This is a genomic window from Microcoleus sp. PH2017_05_CCC_O_A (genome assembly GCF_020738785.1).
Taxonomy (GTDB): Bacteria; Cyanobacteriota; Cyanobacteriia; order Cyanobacteriales; family Microcoleaceae; genus Microcoleus.
In genome coordinates this window covers 17,282-33,509 of sequence record NZ_JAEQCB010000098.1, presented here as the reverse complement: position 1 = coordinate 33,509, position 16,228 = coordinate 17,282, and the positions used below count along the sequence as shown (strand labels likewise).

The following is a 16,228-nucleotide window of genomic DNA, read 5'->3' as shown; positions in this document are numbered from 1 at the left end:
AAAGGTAGGGATTTGCGATCGGTTGTGAATGAAATTCAAGCTAAAGTCAAGCGGGAGGTGCAGTTACCGTTTGGTTATTTTATCCAGTACGGCGGTCAATTTGAGGCGGAACAAAGGGCTTCGCAGAATATTATGGTGTTTAGCGCGATCGCTTTTTTGGTCATTAACGTCTTGATGTACTTGTCCGTTAAGTCGATCGCTTCAACTGCGATGATTATGATCAATTTGCCGATCGGCTTAGTTGGAGGAGTAATTGCTGTAGCTTTGACTGGCGGTATAATTTCCGTCGCTTCCCTGGTTGGGTTTGTCACATTATTCGGCGTAGCTACCCGCAACGGCTTGCTGTTAGTAGACAACTATAACTCTAAATTTGCTGAAGGAATGCCCTTTCAAGAAGCCGTTGTTAAAGGCTCGATGGAACGCCTCAACGCCATTTTAATGACCGCTTTAACTTCAGCTTTGGGTTTAGCACCGTTAGTCTTAGAAGGCGGGCCAGGAAAAGAAATATTACAACCTTTGTCGATCGTAGTTTTAGGAGGATTGTTTACTTCTACGGCGTTAACTCTGTTAGTTTTGCCAGCCTTGTATGCTCAATTTGGGAAATTTTTACGACCTCAACAACCTGAGCCTGTTGCTGAAGATGAAAAAACTGGTTTAAGTGCTTTCTAGCAACGATTCGGGCTATTGCTGAAGATTTTTTGATGATTTTCCTTGACAAGCGAATTTCTTCATGGTACCCGCCACGTGATTTATCCGTGGAATCAATCCCAAATCGAAAATCCTCAAGCCCCCGAATTTATCCGTGGAGTCGCCTCTAAAATCTAAAATCTAAAATCTAAAATCGATTGACGCCCTGTTTTAAAATGCCATAATTTACGAATAATTGTCCGTAAAGAGTCAAGCACATGAAAACGATCAAATCAAGTTTAATTATTCTCGGCAGTATCGGACTGCTGTTTTTGGGAGCTTGCGGTAAAGGCGACGAAGCAAGCGATACAAAAATCACTCCAACACCCCCTCCTGCTGCCTCAAAACCTGTCTCTTCCGCTCCCGCCGCTGCTCCTGCTGGTGCAAAAGGAGCTAAAGGCGGTCAAGTTGTCAATGCTGGAGCTTACCATTTAGAGTTTGTACCTGAAAAACAAGCTACTGGAACTCACTTAGATTTGTACCTGCAAAAAGGCGATAAAAAGGAACCGGTTCCTGACGCAAAAGTGTCAGCACAAGTGCAGTTGCCGAGTGGAAAGCAACAAACCCTAGCTCTCAAATACGATCCTGAAGGCAAACATTACGCTGTTGTATTTCCCGGCAAAGATCCAGGTCAGTATCCTGTGAAGGTGAATGCGGATATTAAGGGAGAAAAAGTGGACGGTCGTTTTACATTCACTCAGTAATTTGAGTTGAATTTAGTTGTAAAAACCCGGTCGGATCGACCGGGGTTTTGTTAATTTAGAGTTGAAGAATTAATTATATCCTAACGCAATTGGTACTTTTCAAAAGGTATGTAGTTGCGCTTTAGCGCTAAAGCGCAACTACGTACCTAGCGCGACATAAGGTTACTTTTTATGAGAATATTGCTAGTTGAAGATGAACCAGATTTAGGAAAGGCGATCGATCGCACTTTGAAGCAAGAAAAATACATAGTTGACTGGGCCCAGGATGGGAATGAAGCTTGGGAATATCTAGATAGTCAGTGGACGGAATACACCCTAGCCATCTTTGACTGGTTGCTTCCGGGATTGTCGGGAATAGAATTGCTGCGAAGATTGCGCGCCAAACATAGTTTTTTGCCAGTTTTGATGCTGACAGCCAAAGACAGGATGGAAGATAAAGTGGCGGGATTGGATGCGGGGGCTGACGATTATTTAGTCAAGCCCTTCGGGATGGCGGAACTGTTAGCAAGGTTGCGGGCGCTGCAAAGGCGATCGCCCCAAATACAGCCCCAACAGATACAAATCGGAAATCTCGCCTTAGATTGCGGGAATCGCACAGCTTTTTATCTCAATCAAAACGGCACCAACCAAACAATTTCGCTGACTAACAAAGAATTTCAATTGTTAGAATATTTGATGAAACATCCGAACCAAATTGTCACGACTGACCAAATTCGGAATCAGATATGGGAAGCCAGCGCAGATACTTTTAGCAATGTAGTAGCCGCTCAAGTGCGCTTGCTGCGGCGCAAACTCGAATCCGTTGGCTGTGCGAACTTAATTGAAACTGTCCACGGCGTCGGATATCGGATGAAAAGTTGAATTCTGCCTTCAAAATTACTTTTAGACTCGGCGGTTGAAACCGCGTCTACACAAACAATGTCCGCCTCCGCGGACTAAGAAAAGTTGAAATCGCATTTACACAAACAAAGTCCGCCTTTGCGGACTCAGAAAAGACTATTTATTTTCCTCCCTTCTACTAATTCTCTCTTTTCTCCTTCTCTGCGTCCTCTGCGTTCTCTGCGGTAAATAAAAAAATATCATCCCAATCAATTACCAATTACCAATTACCAATTACCCAATCATGAATTGTGAATCAAAATAAACTATTTAACCGCACTCGATCGCAATTAGCGATTTCCTACGCCGCAGTCATGGGTTTGATTTTAAGCTTGTTGGGATTTGGTGTATATAAGGCGATCGCCCACGCGCACTGGATTGCGATCGATCGCGAACTAGAATCGGTAGCGGGGACACTCCACGATAGCCTCGAAATCAAGCTACAGCAACCCGGACGCCTAGAACCAATCGTCAATGAACTTTTGCCAAACCTCCGCGTAATTGGAGTTAACGGCGTTAAAGAACAGTTAGCCGATCGCCATATTTTAAGCGCTATCAACCAAAGCTATTACTATATTCGTTTATTTGACTCTTCTGGGAAATTGATTGCTACAGCAGGCGCTTATCCCGAAACATTGCCGCCGATATTTAACTCCCAACACTGGCAAACAATCGCTGACAGCAAAGGGAATATTTATCACCAAATTTCTGTATCACTGCACACAAACACCCTGGAAGATTGGGGATACTTTCAAGTAGGACGGAGCTTGCAAGACTTCAACAGTTATCTCAGTACAGTGAGATTAATTTTGAAATTAGGATTGCCGACAGCCTTGATTTTGGTGGTTTTTTCTAGTTGGTGGCTGGCAGGATTGGCAATGAAACCGATTTATTCTTCTTACCGACAAATCCAACAGTTTACGGCGGATGCTGCCCACGAATTGCGAACGCCTTTAGCGGCATCTCAAGCCACTGTAGAATCGGCGCTGTTAATGCCACAATTGGATGAGAAAGAAGCACGGGAAATTTTGCAGACTGTCGATCGCCAAAACCGACGATTGACTCAGTTAGTCACTGATTTGTTGCTGTTGGCGCGGATGGACTCTCAGGTGAAATCCGTTAGCGAAGCCCTCGAAGAGGATCGCCCTCAGCTTTGTTGTTTAAACGACTTGGTGGGCGATTTAGTCGAGGAATTGGCTGCTTTGGCGAGATCCTCCCAGGTAGCGCTAACATCCGAAATCCGCGTACAGCATCCATTGAATGTTGTCGGAGATGCCGATCGACTTTACCGTCTCGTTACTAACTTAATTGTCAACGCCATTCAATACACTCCCCCTGGCGGAAAAGTCACAGTAATCTTAGATTGCACTCACCAAGAGGCGATAATTCAGGTGCAAGATACCGGGATTGGGATAGCGGCGGCAGATTTAGGGCGGATATTCGATCGCTTTTACCGAGTCAACAAATCTCGATCGCGCCATACCGGCGGATCGGGACTCGGATTGGCGATCGCCCGCGCGATCGCCCGCGCACACCGCGGCAGCCTCAGCGCGCGTAGCGAATTGGGCTGTGGCAGCACCTTTGTCCTGCGGTTGCCTTTGTGAGCTATGATGTGGGGAAAACTGACATCTTGCACCATTTTCAAGAACAGGCAAGATGCCTGTTCCACAAAGACTAAATCTTGTTGTGGGGTGGGCATCCTGCCCGCCGATGATAGTTTGCACCATTTTCAAGAACAGGCAAGATGCCTGTTCGACAAAAACTAAATCTTGTTGTGGGGAGTAGGGGTTGGGCATCCTGCCCGCCCGTGAAAGGCTTATTGAGAATTGTGCAAGATGTGAGGAAAACCGAATCATCTTTTTGTGGTAATCCCTTCGGCAATATGTAGCGCGATCGCCCAAAATCAATAAATAGTGATTAATCATCAGTCAGCAGAGAGAAAATCTATGACAGTTTTAGAACAGGGAACAATCTCAATCCATACCGAGAATATTTTCCCGATTATCAAGAAATCGCTATACACCGACCACGAAGTCTTCTTGCGGGAACTAATTTCTAACGCCGTCGATGCCATAGCCAAACTCAAAATGGTTTCCCGTTCCGGCGAATACAGCGGCGACATTGGCGAACCACAAATCAATATTGCGATCGACAAAGAAAACAAAACACTCTCAATTACCGACAACGGCATCGGGATGACAGCCGACGAAGTAAAAAAATACATCAATCAAGTCGCCTTCTCCAGCGCCGAAGAATTTATTCAAAAATATCAAGGCAGTGGCGACGACGCAATTATCGGCCACTTTGGACTCGGTTTCTACTCTTCTTTCATGGTCGCTCAGAAAGTAGACATAGACACCCTTTCTTACCAAGAAGGCGCACAAGCAGTACATTGGTATTGCGATGGTTCACCCGCTTTTGAACTATCAGAATCCGCCCGCACCGAACGCGGCACTACGATTACTCTCACTCTCCAAGACGAAGAACTAGAATATGTAGAAGCCACTCGCATTAAGCAGCTAATCAAAACTTACTGCGATTTCATGCCAGTTCCGATCAAATTTGAGGGAGAGGAACTCAACAAGCATAAGGCAATTTGGCGGGAAGCAGCCAGCAATTTGCAGAAAGAAGATTACTTAGAATTGTACCGCTATCTTTATCCGTTTCAAGACGAGCCGCTACTTTGGGTACACCTGAACACAGATTATCCTTTCATTGTCAACGGCATTCTTTTCTTTCCCAAATTGCGGCCGGATGTCGATGTTACCCAAGGTAATATCAAGCTATTTTGCAACCAAGTTTTTGTCAGCGATCACTGCGAAGAAATTATTCCAAAATTCTTGATGCCGCTGCGGGGAGTCATTGACAGTACCGATATTCCGCTGAACGTTTCTCGCAGTTCTTTGCAAAGCAATCGCACAGTCAGAAGAATCGCTGATTATATTGCGAAGAAAGTGGGCGATCGCCTAAAAGAACTTTACCGCGACGACCGCGATGAATACATCCGTTGCTGGCAAGATATCGGCACTTTTGTCAAGTTTGGATCTCTCAACGATGATAAGTTCAAAAAACAAGTCGAAGATATCTTAATCTACCGCAGCACCTACGAACCAACAGCAGAAAAACCAGAAATTGCAACGCCAGAAGTGCAGGTGCAAACTGAGGACGGAGATTTGTGGCAAGATGTTACTCCAAAATCGGACAGTTCTACTTCGACGCAACCTTACACGACGCTGAAAGAGTATTTGGAACGCAATCAAAAACGCCACGAAAACCGCGTATTTTACTGCACAGAACCTGCGTCACAAGCAACTTACGTCGCCCTGCACAAAAGCCAAGGTTTAGAAGTGCTGTTTATGGATTCTTTCATTGACACGCACTTTATCAGTTTCTTGGAACGCGAATACTCAGATGTTAAATTCTCGCGGGTGGATTCCGACATCGACGACACACTAATTGACAAAGAAAAAGAAGCCGAAATTGTCGATCCGGCGACTAATAAAACTCGCAGCGAACAAGTTAAAGAACTGTTCCAAAATGCTCTCAACAAGCCAAAAGTAAACATCCGCACAGAAGCTTTGAAGTCTGACTCTGCTGAGGCGGCGCCACCTGCGATCGTTCTGTTACCGGAAGCTTTGCGCCGGATGCGCGATATGACGGCGCTTTTGCAGCAGCAAGCAGCGCAATTCCCCGATGAACACGTTTTGCTGGTGAATACGTCTCACCCGCTGATTCAAAATCTGGCTAATTTGAGTCAGGGTGCGATTATTCAAGGCGGCGGCGAGTCTCCCTCGGCGCAGTTGGCCAGCATGATTTGTCACCACGTTTATGACTTGGCTTTGATGGCCCAGAAGGGTTTCGATGCTGAAGGGATGCAGGAGTTTGTCGAGCGATCGAACCATGTCTTGACAAAATTGACTGAACGTGCAATGTAATTAACCCCCCTCCCTTGCTAAGGGGGAGTGGTTTTATACAAACTAGGTACGTTGTTGGGCTTCAGCCCTCTTTATAAGATTAGGAAAGAGGGCTAAAGCCCAACAACATACCTTAGCCCAAGCGCAAGCCAACTGCGGAAGCAAAAGTTGATTTCCCTTGCTGAGAGAGCGATCGGAGGTTTTCTTGTCCCCCCCTTAACAAGGGGGGCTAGGGGGGTTCTACGCAGTTGATATATAATAAAAGGCTGCATCAAAAAAAAGTAGTCTGGAGGGCAATATGTCACGGAAATGTCAGCTAACGGGCAAGAAGGCGAACAACGGTTTTGCGGTTTCTCACTCGCACCACCGCACTCACAAGTTGCAAGGCGCTAATTTGCAGTGGAAGCGGATTTGGTGGCCGCAGGAGAAGCGTTGGGTCAAGTTACACCTTTCTACGAAGGCGATTAAAACCTTGGAGCACAAGGGTTTGGAAATTATGGCTAAGGAAGCTGGAATTAATCTTTACAAGCTTTAAATAATCTTGTTAGTTGAGCAAAGGGCGATCGTATACATTAAAAGTGCGATCGCCCTTACTTTTATATACTGAAAAAGTTGAGGCAGAAACCGGGTTTTTTTAGATAAACACTGCATCATAACCTTAAATTTAGATAAAAAACCCGGTTTCTTGGGCATTGATGCGTCCAGGAAATTTTAACTTTTAGAGAAAAACCTGGATTAGAGGAATTTTCGGCATTTCAGTAAATAAGTAGTCATCCTCCCCTTACCTTTAACTTCGATCGCACCGCGGCTTTCAAAAAAATACTTTTCTCGCAATTGCTGATAAGTTGCCACTGTCACCTGAATGCACCCAGGCGAACCGTGAGATTCCATGCGGGAAGCTGTGTTAACGGTGTCTCCCCACAAATCGTAAATAAATTTTTTAATACCGATGACTCCAGCGACAACCGGGCCGGTATTGATCCCGATTCTGATACTAAAATCTTGATTGTGGGTATTGCTGAATTCAATAATTGCCTGCTGCATATCCAGGGCCATTTCTGCGATCGCCTCTGCGTGATCTGGGCGAGTAATTGGCAGCCCTCCCACTACCATGTAAGCATCGCCAATCGTCTTAATTTTTTCCAAACCGTGCCTTTCTGCTAAGTTGTCAAAAGTCGAAAAAATATCATTCAGCAACGCAACTAATTCTGTTGGAGAAACTCGCGCACTCAATTGAGTAAAACCTACGATGTCCGCAAATAATACAGTAACATCAGCAAAAGTATCTGCGATCGTGCTATCTCCCCGCTTCAACCGATTTGCTATTTCTTCAGGCAAAATATTCAACAACAACCGTTCTGACTGTGCTTGTTGAACTCGCAGTGCATTTAAAGTTTCATTGAGAGCATTAGTTCGTTCTTCAACTCTAGATTCTAACTCTTCATTCAGCTTGCAAAGCGCAATTTCAGCCCGCCTGCGGTCTGTGACATCCGTACCGATTGCCAGCAGCCCCGCGAACTTTCCGGCCGCATCAAACAGCGGTTTATTTGCCCAGGATACGCAAACGCGAGATCCACTGCGCCGCATACTTTCATTTTCATTTGTTGTATACTGTTCCGGGTTATTTAAAATATTGCTCAATAACACGGCCAGGTCGTTTCCCCCTGTATCTGTCTGGGGTAGAATTGTGCCAACTGCGTGTTTTCCCAGTATTTCTTCTTCTCTGTAACCAAAAAAATTCTGTGCAAACTCGTTAAAAAAAGTAATATTACCTTCTGTATCTAGTTTTAAAATAATGCTGTTAGCATTTTCGACCAATTCCCGATACTTAACTTCGCTTTGCCGCAGCAAATCCTCTGCTGATGCGCGTTCTGCTACTGTGGCAGCTAACAGCAGCGAAGTAATTACAATTACGCTCATGAAAGCCTGCAAAAATAAGATTGCTTGATTAATATTTATGGCTTTGGTAATAAACGGGCCAGATCCCTGAGAGCCTCCCCAAATGGCAATACTGGATACAATAAAATATGCTAAAACAGCTCCGCGCTGACCGAATTGAATGGTTGCCCAAATCACCAACGGAAATGGCAAGTATTCTAGGGGATAGCCGGATAGATTACTATCAGTTTTTGATGTGTATACTAGCCAACTGACTATTATTAATAGTAGCAAACATATGGCGCATAAAATTATATTTACAAGTGTTTTAATCTTAATTTTTTGTTGATTGCGTGTCGCTATCTTTTGGTAAAAGATTAGCAGCATAGGAGTAAAAATCAAAACTCCTAAGGTGTCTCCAAGATACCAATTCCACCGAATTTCCCAATATTCGCTCCAGTCAATAAGACCAGTCAAACACAGCCGCAGCGTGCCGAGAGTGCAGTTGATTTGAGTGGCAACTACAGCACCGCAAAAGATTAAACTGACTACATCAATTAGTCGATCCAGTGAGGGGCGAAACTTGAACTGTTGCAGCAAAGTAAATGCACATAAAGCTTGCAAACAACCGCAAAAAGCACTAATTGTTGCATTTATTAAGGATATTTTGAGGTTGAGAGTCTCGTAAAAAAATACGCCTAAAGCTATTCCCGGCCAAAGGCGCCGACCAAATAATAAAACTGCTGCTTGGGCAATTCCTGCGGGCGGCCAGACGCAGGTAGCTAATTTATTCACGCCGGGGATTGAAGATGCTATTTTAGCTCCTAAAGCGTAAGCAAAGGCAATGACAGCTATTTTTCCTAAATATTGCCAATTTATAGATTGAATAAATCGCATAAATTGATTTTTGTTTTGGTTCATAGTGACTTTTATATTTTTAACTAACTATACCAACCGTCAAAACTATTAGGAGATTTTTAATTATTTAAATAGAATTGTTGGCTTTGTTTGTACGGGCTAAGCACAGGTGCGTTGCTACTCAAAAAATTGATTTAAATTGAGGTTTTTTCACTAGCGACACACCCTACAACTACTATTACTTCTTCCTTTTTGCCTCTTTCATTTTCCTTATTTTATAACTTGATTCCTGTGAGAAAATAAGTGTTCATCTCGCCTTTGCCTTTGACTTCAATGGTGCCGCGACTTTCTAATAAATACTTGTCCTGCAATCGCTCGTAAGTTGCAGATGTAACTTGAATTTGACCGGGTAAGCCGTGAGATTCCATACGGGAAGCGGTGTTAACTGTGTCTCCCCACAAATCGTAGATAAATTTTTTGATGCCGATGACTCCGGCGACAACCGGGCCGCTGTTGATGCCGATTCTGATGCTGAAATCTTGATTGTTGGTATTGCTGAAGTCAATAATTGCCTGCTGCATATCCAGGGCCATTTGGGCGATCGCCTCTGCGTGATCGCTGCGGGGCATCGGCAGCCCTCCAACTACCATATAAGCGTCACCAATGGTTTTGATTTTTTCCAATCCGTGCTTTTCGGCTAGGCGATCGAATGTCGAAAAAATCTCGTTAAGCAAGGAAACTAATTCCGGCGGAGAAATTTGGGAGCTAATTTGAGTAAAACCGACTATATCTGCAAACAATACTGTGACTTCGGCAAAAGTATCGGCGATGATGCTTTGGTCTTGTTTGAGTCTTTCGGCGATCGCTTGCGGCAAAACGTTGAGGAGGAGACGGTCAGATTTTTCTTGTTCTAAGCGCAAAGCTGCTTCAGCTTCTTTGCGAGTTGTGATATCTTCGACAGTACCTTCGTAATAAAGCAAATTTCCATGTATGTCGCAGACAGTATAAGCATTTTCGGAAATCCAAATTATACTGCCATCTTGGCGGTAAACTTGAGATTCAAAATCCGATACTTTGCCGTTTGTTCGCATTAAGTGGATGACTTCGGCGCGGCGTTCCGGGTCTACATATAGCTGGCGGTTGATATCAGTTAACTTTTCCAGCATTTCCTCACAGGAACTGTAACCATAAATGCGAATTAAAGCTGGGTTGACGCTAAGATATTCTCCATCTGGAGTAGTTTGAAAGATGCCGACGATCGCATTTTCAAATATGCTGCGGTATTTTGCCTCAGCTTGTCGCAGGGCTGCTTCAGCGCGCTGGCGTTCTCGCGCTTCCACTGCAAAAGTTACAGAGTCTGTTAGAGAAACAGCGAAACTTTGTTCTTCGATAGTCCAATAACGCGGCATTCCTACGTGTTCTAAACAGAGGACTCCTGCTGTTTCTCCGCCTATCTGAATCGGCGTATCTAGCATGGAAGTGATGCCTAACGGAATTAGGTAAGCTTCCACAAATTCTCTAGTTCTAAAATCTTTTTGGGCGTCAAAGGCAGCAATTGCGCGCTCTTCTCGGAGTGCTTGAAAATAGACAGGATAGTCTGCTTCTGCTAATTCCATACCCTCTGAGTGCTGGTTGAGGGCGCGATCGAACAAATCCAGGCACTCCATCTTGGATTTAGGGCGATCGTACAACCAGATACTCGATCGCGCAACTTCCAGAGTACGGCTAGCAGTTTCAGTGATTTCTTGAAGCGCTTTGGTTAAGTCGCCTTGATTCAGCGCTTTATTTTTGGCTAAATCAATTAATGCCGATTTCTGTTTCTGTAGCTGAAGTTCGCTTTGTTTCAGGGCATTTGTCCGCTCTGCAACTCGGATTTCCAGCTTTTCGTTCAGATGAAGCAGCTCTATTTCAGCTTTTCGGCGATCGGTGATATCTGTCCCGATGCAGAGGATGCCCAAAAGTTCTCCTGCTGCATCAACCAGCGGCTTATTTGCCCAAGACACCCAAACGCGAGATCCGTTACGCCGAATATTTTCATTTTCATAGCTAGTAAAGCGATCGGGATTTTGTAAAATCTGATTGTAAACCAACTCTAAGTTATTCCCTTCGATGTCGCTCATGGGAATGATTGTTCCCACAGCACTTTTCCCCAGGATTTCTTCCTGATTGTAGCCAAAGAATATTTCTGCAAACTCATTAAAAAAAGTAATCGTGCCGTCGGGAGATAGTTTGACAATAATACTGTTAGCATTTTCCACCAATTCTCGATATTTAATTTCGCTTACTCGCAGAGATTTTTCTGCCTCCGCGCGTTCGGCTACCGTCGCGGCTAATAACAACGAAGTAATCGTAACTACCGCCATAAAAGCTTGTAAAAATAAGATAGCCTGACTAATATTTTCGGCTTTAGCTATAAATGGCCCAGATCCGTGAGAACTGCCAAAAATTGCGATACTTGACACAAGAAACGATCCTAAGACAGCGGCCCGCTGACCGAATTGGAGCGACGCCCAAATTATCAAAGGAAACGGCAAATATTCCAGGGGATAGCGAGAAATAGAAGCTTCATTTTTTGACTCAAAGACAAGCCAGCTTACCCCAATTAATAATATTAACCATACTCCCCGCCAAATTAAATAATTTTTAGGGAGTTCGGTTTGTCTTTTTAAGCGATCGGCGGTTGCCTTAGGACGCAAAAATATTAAAATCAAAGGAGTTAAAATTAAAACTCCCATTGCATCTCCCAGCCACCAATTCCACCGGAGCGACCAGTATTCTGCCCAATCTACTTTGCCAGCTAAATATATGGAAAACGCGCCAATAGTGCAACTAATCTGAGTAGAAACTAAACCGCCCAATAAAATTAAATTAACTACATCTTTCAAACGTTCTAGAGACGGACGAAACCCCAGCCAGCGCAGCACAGTGGCTGCAAAAACAGCTTGCAAAACTGCTCCTACGTTGCCTCCCACCCAAATTGCAAATATCTGTTCGCTTGGGTTAACTAAATTGAGGAAAAATATACCCAAAACAATCGCAGGCCAGGCTTTTGGGCCAAACAATAAAAGTCCGGCTTGTGCAATTCCTGCGGGCGGCCACACCGAGGAAGCAAAGGGATTGACACCTTGAATTGCAAATGCTAGCCTCGCCCCCACGGCGTAAGCGATCGCCACGAGAGTTACTTGGGCTAAGTAGCGCCCTATTCGGGATTGAGGGAATCGAAGAAACTGATTTAGGTTCAGATTCATGTCGAGTTTTAAGTTTTATATAAGTTTATGTAGGGTGCGCTGCGCGCACCTTGCTAGCCTCAATGTAGGTGCAGCAAGCACCTTATACCAATTTTTTGTGAGGCTACTCCCGAATCCGATCCCCCCTAACCCCCCTTAATTAAGGGGGGGACAAGATTCCGGTCAAAGTCCCCCCTCCCACCAGGGGAATTTAGGGGATCGAGATATATGCAACTTCACATTAAATTGGTATTACCGTTACAAAAACTTATTTGATGGCAGCATCAATCCACTGTTTTAAAGTAGAATTGACTTCCTCAATCAGAATTTCATGGGCTTTGTGAGTTGCTCTTTCCACAACTTCAACTTTCCCTAATTTCACCGAACGACCCGGAACAATGCGATAGGGAATGCCGATTAAATCTGCATCTTTGAATTTAACTCCTGCTCGTTCGTCGCGGTCATCTAGTAAGGTTTCAATTCCGGATTGGTTGAGTTCATTGTAGAGTTTTTCGGCGACTTCTACTTGTTGGGCGTCGGAAATATTGGGGATGCTAATGATGGCGTGATACGGCGCGATCGCCACTGGCCAGATTATTCCGTCTTTATCGTAGGATTGTTCTACCGCAGATTGAGCCAGCCGCGACACGCCGACGCCGTAGCAGCCCATGATAAAGGGCATTTCTTCGCCTTGTTCGCTGGTGTAGGTGGCGCCCATGGCTTGCGAGTATTTGGTGCCTAATTGGAAGATGTGGCCGACTTCGATGCCTCTGGCGGTTTGCAAAGTTTGTTCGGGATTGTGCACCGCCCGATCGCCCTTTTTAGCAGTTCTGACGCCCACAACCGTTGCTGGCAGAGGAAATTCTTTACCCCAATTGGCGCCGACCACGTGGTATCCTGACTCGTTAGAACCAGTGACAAAGTTTGTTAGATCGACGGCAGTGCGATCGACCAAACGCAAAAACTTAGAATTTACCTCCTTACTTCCAGCGATATAATCATCAGCAACATCCGGAGCCATATAACCCAGAGGCAAAGATTTAGCCGCCCATTTCCGCTGAGCTTCCGCATCAGGAACAGTCAAAAATAGGATTGTTTTAGCTTGATAATTTCCCGCTAACTTTGTCAATTCATTCAGCAACTTTACCTGATTCACATCTTGGTCACCGCGAATGCTTACCAACACCAAGACTGTGATACCATTATCATAAACAGCCTGATAAAGCACATTTTTGACAACTTGCGTCGGAGAACAATTCAAAAACTTGCAAAGTTTAGCAATTGTTTCAGTTCCCGGCGTTTCCCGCTTTTCAAAACTTGCAAAAGGCGAAGCTTGGGCATCAGCAGGCATCGACACAGCCTTCTCCACATTAGCAGCATACTGACCATCTTCAGTATATAGAACTTCATCCTCACCCGCTTCTGCCAGCACCATAAACTCTTGAGAACCAGAGCCGCCAATCGCACCAGAATCAGCATCTACCGCTCGGAATTCCAAGCCCGATCGGCGCAGCATATTGCTGTAAGCTTGAGCCATATCCTGATAAGTTTTCTTCAAACTTTCTTCACTCGTGTGGAAAGAATAGCCATCTTTCATAATAAATTCGCGGCCACGCATCAACCCAAAACGCGGGCGAATTTCATCACGAAACTTAGTTTGAATTTGATAGAGATGTACGGGTAATTGCCGATAAGAACGAATCATATCCTTAGCAATTGTAGTAATTACCTCTTCGTGAGTCGGGCCCAGTCCAACTTCTCGCTGCTGCCTATCCTTCATAGCAAACATAATACCTTCAGCTTGAGTGTAGGTATCCCAGCGGCCGGATTCCCGCCACAAATCGGCCGGTTGCAGTTGCGGGAGGAGACATTCTTGAGCGCCGGTAGCGTCCATTTCTTCGCGCACAATTTGGGATACTTTTTTAAGAACTCGCCACATCAAAGGGAGATAAGCGTAAATACCGCTACCGATGCGTCGGATGTATCCAGCACGGAGTAATAGTTTGTGGCTGGGGATTTCTGCTTCTGCGGGGTCTTCCCGCAGGGTGACGAAAAGCATTTGAGAGAGTCGCATTGGCTGATTTCCTTAAAATACCGGATAATTGTCATCTCAGATTAACTTCTGATATTATCAGAACTCAGCCTGATTTGATGAAATCTATGAATAAACTTTGGAAAAATTATCAAAAAGGTATGGCAGCATTTGATAATTGTCACCATCCTACTCTCCTATCTCAGTGGATTGCATTACAAGATGAAATTGGAGAATTTGTGCGAGAACCTAACTTAAGCGAAATTTGGGATATTCTTCATGCTGCTGGTCGATTGCTGTACAAATTAATCGGAATTCCTTTACATCTGGTAGCCTATCCTACTGTTCGCAAACACAGCGAACGTTTTGAGGAGTACGGCTGTATTCGCAGCCGGCGCAACTGTGAGGGGAAATGCTGCAAACAGTTGACAGTTGACAGTTGACAGTTGACAGTTGATAGCTCAATACGGTTCAGTTAGGCTTGTCCGAAGAGAGGAACGAAGCATAAGCCCTTCGGGCAGGCTTCGCCAACGCAGAGTCTATTTTTGCGATCGTTTTGACTCCAAGACGGTTTTAACCCAACGGTATTGGTTGATAGCGAGGTTTTTAAACAGTTTATAGCTGATAATTTTCATGACCAGATTCATTCACGATCAATTCGCAAAACAATATCTCAAAGAACTATTAACCCCTCTCGGTAATGTCGCAACCAGCCATGACATTGCTGGAGAAGTGAGGCAGATTGACGTTTTTTTTGCCCCAAAAGCGGAACCGGATGTAGAACCCACAGCCCTCGGCATTCTGGGTCAAATTGCAGCAAAACCCGCTGTAATTGAACCATTCCGCAGTCCTGTGCAAACCGGAGAAATTCGCAGTTGTCTGGGTAAACTCTTTGATGTCCATGCCGAATATGAACGAGTCGCCACTAGAGATAATACCCGGATTGCAGAGGCTGATTTGCCGCAACTCTGGATACTGTCGCCGACTGTTTCCGATGCGATGCTAGCTGGATTTGGGGCGACTTCTGAACCTGAAAATTGGGTAAGTGGAGTTTATTTTTTGAATGTGTCTCTGAAAGCAGCAATCATTGCTATTCACCAACTCCCCCGCACTCCCGAAACGCTGTGGCTGAGGGTTTTGGGGAAGGGAAACGTGCAAAAGCAAGCTATTGCCGAATTGAGAGAATTACCGTCTGATAATTTGTTTCGGTTGAACGCGTTAGAATTGTTGTACAACTTGCGAACGATATGAGAAGTCCGCCAAGACATAGATCGAGAAGATCGGGAGTTAATTATGGAACTGTCACCGCTCTATTTAAAACGGCTTGAAGAAGCAACTCAGCAAGGTATTCAGCAAGGTATTCAGCAAGGTATTCAGCAAGGTATCCAAGAAGGTCTCCAAGAAGGTCTTCAGCGAGGTATCCAAGAAGGTCTCCAGCGCAGTCAACGCCTGATAGTTGAGAGTATGCTACAAGTTAAATTTGGCGAAATTGATGAACCATTAGCCCAAATAATCGAGCCTTTGATTGAGCTAGAACCTCTCGATCGCACGCGACTAATTAGGCAGCTCGATCGCTCTGAATTACTAGCTCGTTTTGAACAAAAAAATCAACCGGAATCCTGACTCAGCAGCGCACTTTACAATCTGTAGGGTGCGCTAAATATCATTTTATTATTTATCATCGAGAAAATGCGGAGTTAATTATGGAACTATTACCCCTTTATTTACAACGGCTTGAAGAAGCAACTCAGCAAGGTATTCAGCAAGGTATTCAGCAAGGTATTCAGCAAAGTAAACGCGAGACTCTTGAGAGTATATTACAAGTAAGATTTGGCGAAATCGATGAAGAATTAGCCCCAATAATTGAGCCTTTGATTCAACTTGAACCTCTTGAAATCATACGACTGATTATGCAGCTCGATCGCCCGGAATTACTAGCTCGTTTTCTCCCGGAAAATCAAACGGAATCCTATCTGGTTTTTGAAGAGGGCGAAGCATGACCGCATATAAGTTATTAGTTATAATCTTATATTCACTGCGGTCATGCTT

Annotated in this window: 10 protein-coding genes and 2 pseudogenes; 9 read left to right on the top strand and 3 right to left on the bottom strand. The window is 44.6% G+C overall.

The window, feature by feature from the left end; translation table 11 throughout:
- The 6 genes from JGK20_RS22090 to rpmB form a co-directional block, all read left to right on the top strand.
- A partial coding sequence (locus JGK20_RS22090) for an efflux RND transporter permease subunit (protein WP_293232163.1) occupies positions 1-669 on the top strand: 669 nt, incomplete at its 5' end.
- 236 nt (positions 670-905) lie between these two features.
- On the top strand, positions 906-1,391 hold the full coding sequence (locus tag JGK20_RS22085) for a hypothetical protein (protein ID WP_293196842.1): 486 nt from the start codon (positions 906-908) through the stop codon (positions 1,389-1,391).
- Positions 1,392-1,562: 171 nt separating this feature from the next.
- A complete protein-coding gene (rppA, locus tag JGK20_RS22080) occupies positions 1,563-2,252 on the top strand; it encodes a two-component system response regulator RppA (RefSeq protein ID WP_293181098.1) in 690 nt (229 codons plus the stop codon).
- 269 nt (positions 2,253-2,521) lie between these two features.
- Positions 2,522-3,874, top strand: a complete 1,353-nt coding sequence (gene rppB, locus JGK20_RS22075) for a two-component system sensor histidine kinase RppB (RefSeq protein WP_293232161.1) — start codon at positions 2,522-2,524, stop codon at positions 3,872-3,874.
- Between the two features lie 342 nt (positions 3,875-4,216).
- Complete coding sequence (gene htpG / locus JGK20_RS22070) at positions 4,217-6,205, top strand: molecular chaperone HtpG (RefSeq protein ID WP_293181104.1); 1,989 nt, start codon at positions 4,217-4,219, stop codon at positions 6,203-6,205.
- A gap of 277 nt (positions 6,206-6,482) precedes the next feature.
- On the top strand, positions 6,483-6,719 hold the full coding sequence (gene rpmB / locus JGK20_RS22065) for a 50S ribosomal protein L28 (protein ID WP_293150949.1): 237 nt from the start codon (positions 6,483-6,485) through the stop codon (positions 6,717-6,719).
- Positions 6,720-6,919: 200 nt separating this feature from the next.
- Here the strand turns inward: rpmB and JGK20_RS22060 are convergent, their stop codons facing one another.
- The 3 genes from JGK20_RS22060 to proS form a co-directional block, all read right to left on the bottom strand.
- Positions 6,920-8,983 (bottom strand): adenylate/guanylate cyclase domain-containing protein, encoded by a 2,064-nt coding sequence (locus JGK20_RS22060; RefSeq protein ID WP_293191023.1) that lies wholly within the window; start codon positions 8,981-8,983, stop codon positions 6,920-6,922.
- A 212-nt stretch (positions 8,984-9,195) separates the two neighbouring features.
- Positions 9,196-12,168 (bottom strand): adenylate/guanylate cyclase domain-containing protein, encoded by a 2,973-nt coding sequence (locus JGK20_RS22055; RefSeq protein ID WP_293232159.1) that lies wholly within the window; start codon positions 12,166-12,168, stop codon positions 9,196-9,198.
- A 247-nt stretch (positions 12,169-12,415) separates the two neighbouring features.
- Positions 12,416-14,221 carry a proline--tRNA ligase gene (proS, locus tag JGK20_RS22050; protein WP_293232157.1) on the bottom strand — a complete coding sequence of 602 codons (1,806 nt, stop codon included), beginning with the start codon at positions 14,219-14,221 and terminating at the stop codon, positions 12,416-12,418.
- A gap of 86 nt (positions 14,222-14,307) precedes the next feature.
- On the opposite strand from proS, the gene JGK20_RS22045 reads away from it, so the two are divergent.
- From JGK20_RS22045 to JGK20_RS22035, 3 genes and pseudogenes are all read left to right on the top strand, one after another.
- Positions 14,308-14,622, top strand: coding sequence for a hypothetical protein (locus JGK20_RS22045; protein WP_293181117.1), 315 nt, complete (start codon positions 14,308-14,310; stop codon positions 14,620-14,622).
- A 190-nt stretch (positions 14,623-14,812) separates the two neighbouring features.
- A pseudogene (locus tag JGK20_RS22040) lies at positions 14,813-15,802 on the top strand (hypothetical protein).
- A 62-nt stretch (positions 15,803-15,864) separates the two neighbouring features.
- Positions 15,865-16,179, top strand: a pseudogene (locus tag JGK20_RS22035) (hypothetical protein); the annotation flags it as partial.
- Positions 16,180-16,228 lie beyond the last annotated feature (49 nt).

Bases quoted from the DNA above. Each gene is read 5' to 3' on its own strand.
- JGK20_RS22085 (WP_293196842.1), top strand. From the start codon at position 906: ATGAAAACGATCAAATCAAGTTTAATTATTCTCGGCAGTATCGGACTG.
- htpG (WP_293181104.1), top strand. From the start codon at position 4,217: ATGACAGTTTTAGAACAGGGAACAATCTCAATCCATACCGAGAATATT.
- proS (WP_293232157.1), bottom strand. From the start codon at position 14,221: ATGCGACTCTCTCAAATGCTTTTCGTCACCCTGCGGGAAGACCCCGCA.
- JGK20_RS22060 (WP_293191023.1), bottom strand. From the start codon at position 8,983: ATGAACCAAAACAAAAATCAATTTATGCGATTTATTCAATCTATAAAT.
- rpmB (WP_293150949.1), top strand. From the start codon at position 6,483: ATGTCACGGAAATGTCAGCTAACGGGCAAGAAGGCGAACAACGGTTTT.
- JGK20_RS22055 (WP_293232159.1), bottom strand. From the start codon at position 12,168: ATGAATCTGAACCTAAATCAGTTTCTTCGATTCCCTCAATCCCGAATA.
- JGK20_RS22045 (WP_293181117.1), top strand. From the start codon at position 14,308: ATGAATAAACTTTGGAAAAATTATCAAAAAGGTATGGCAGCATTTGAT.
- rppA (WP_293181098.1), top strand. From the start codon at position 1,563: ATGAGAATATTGCTAGTTGAAGATGAACCAGATTTAGGAAAGGCGATC.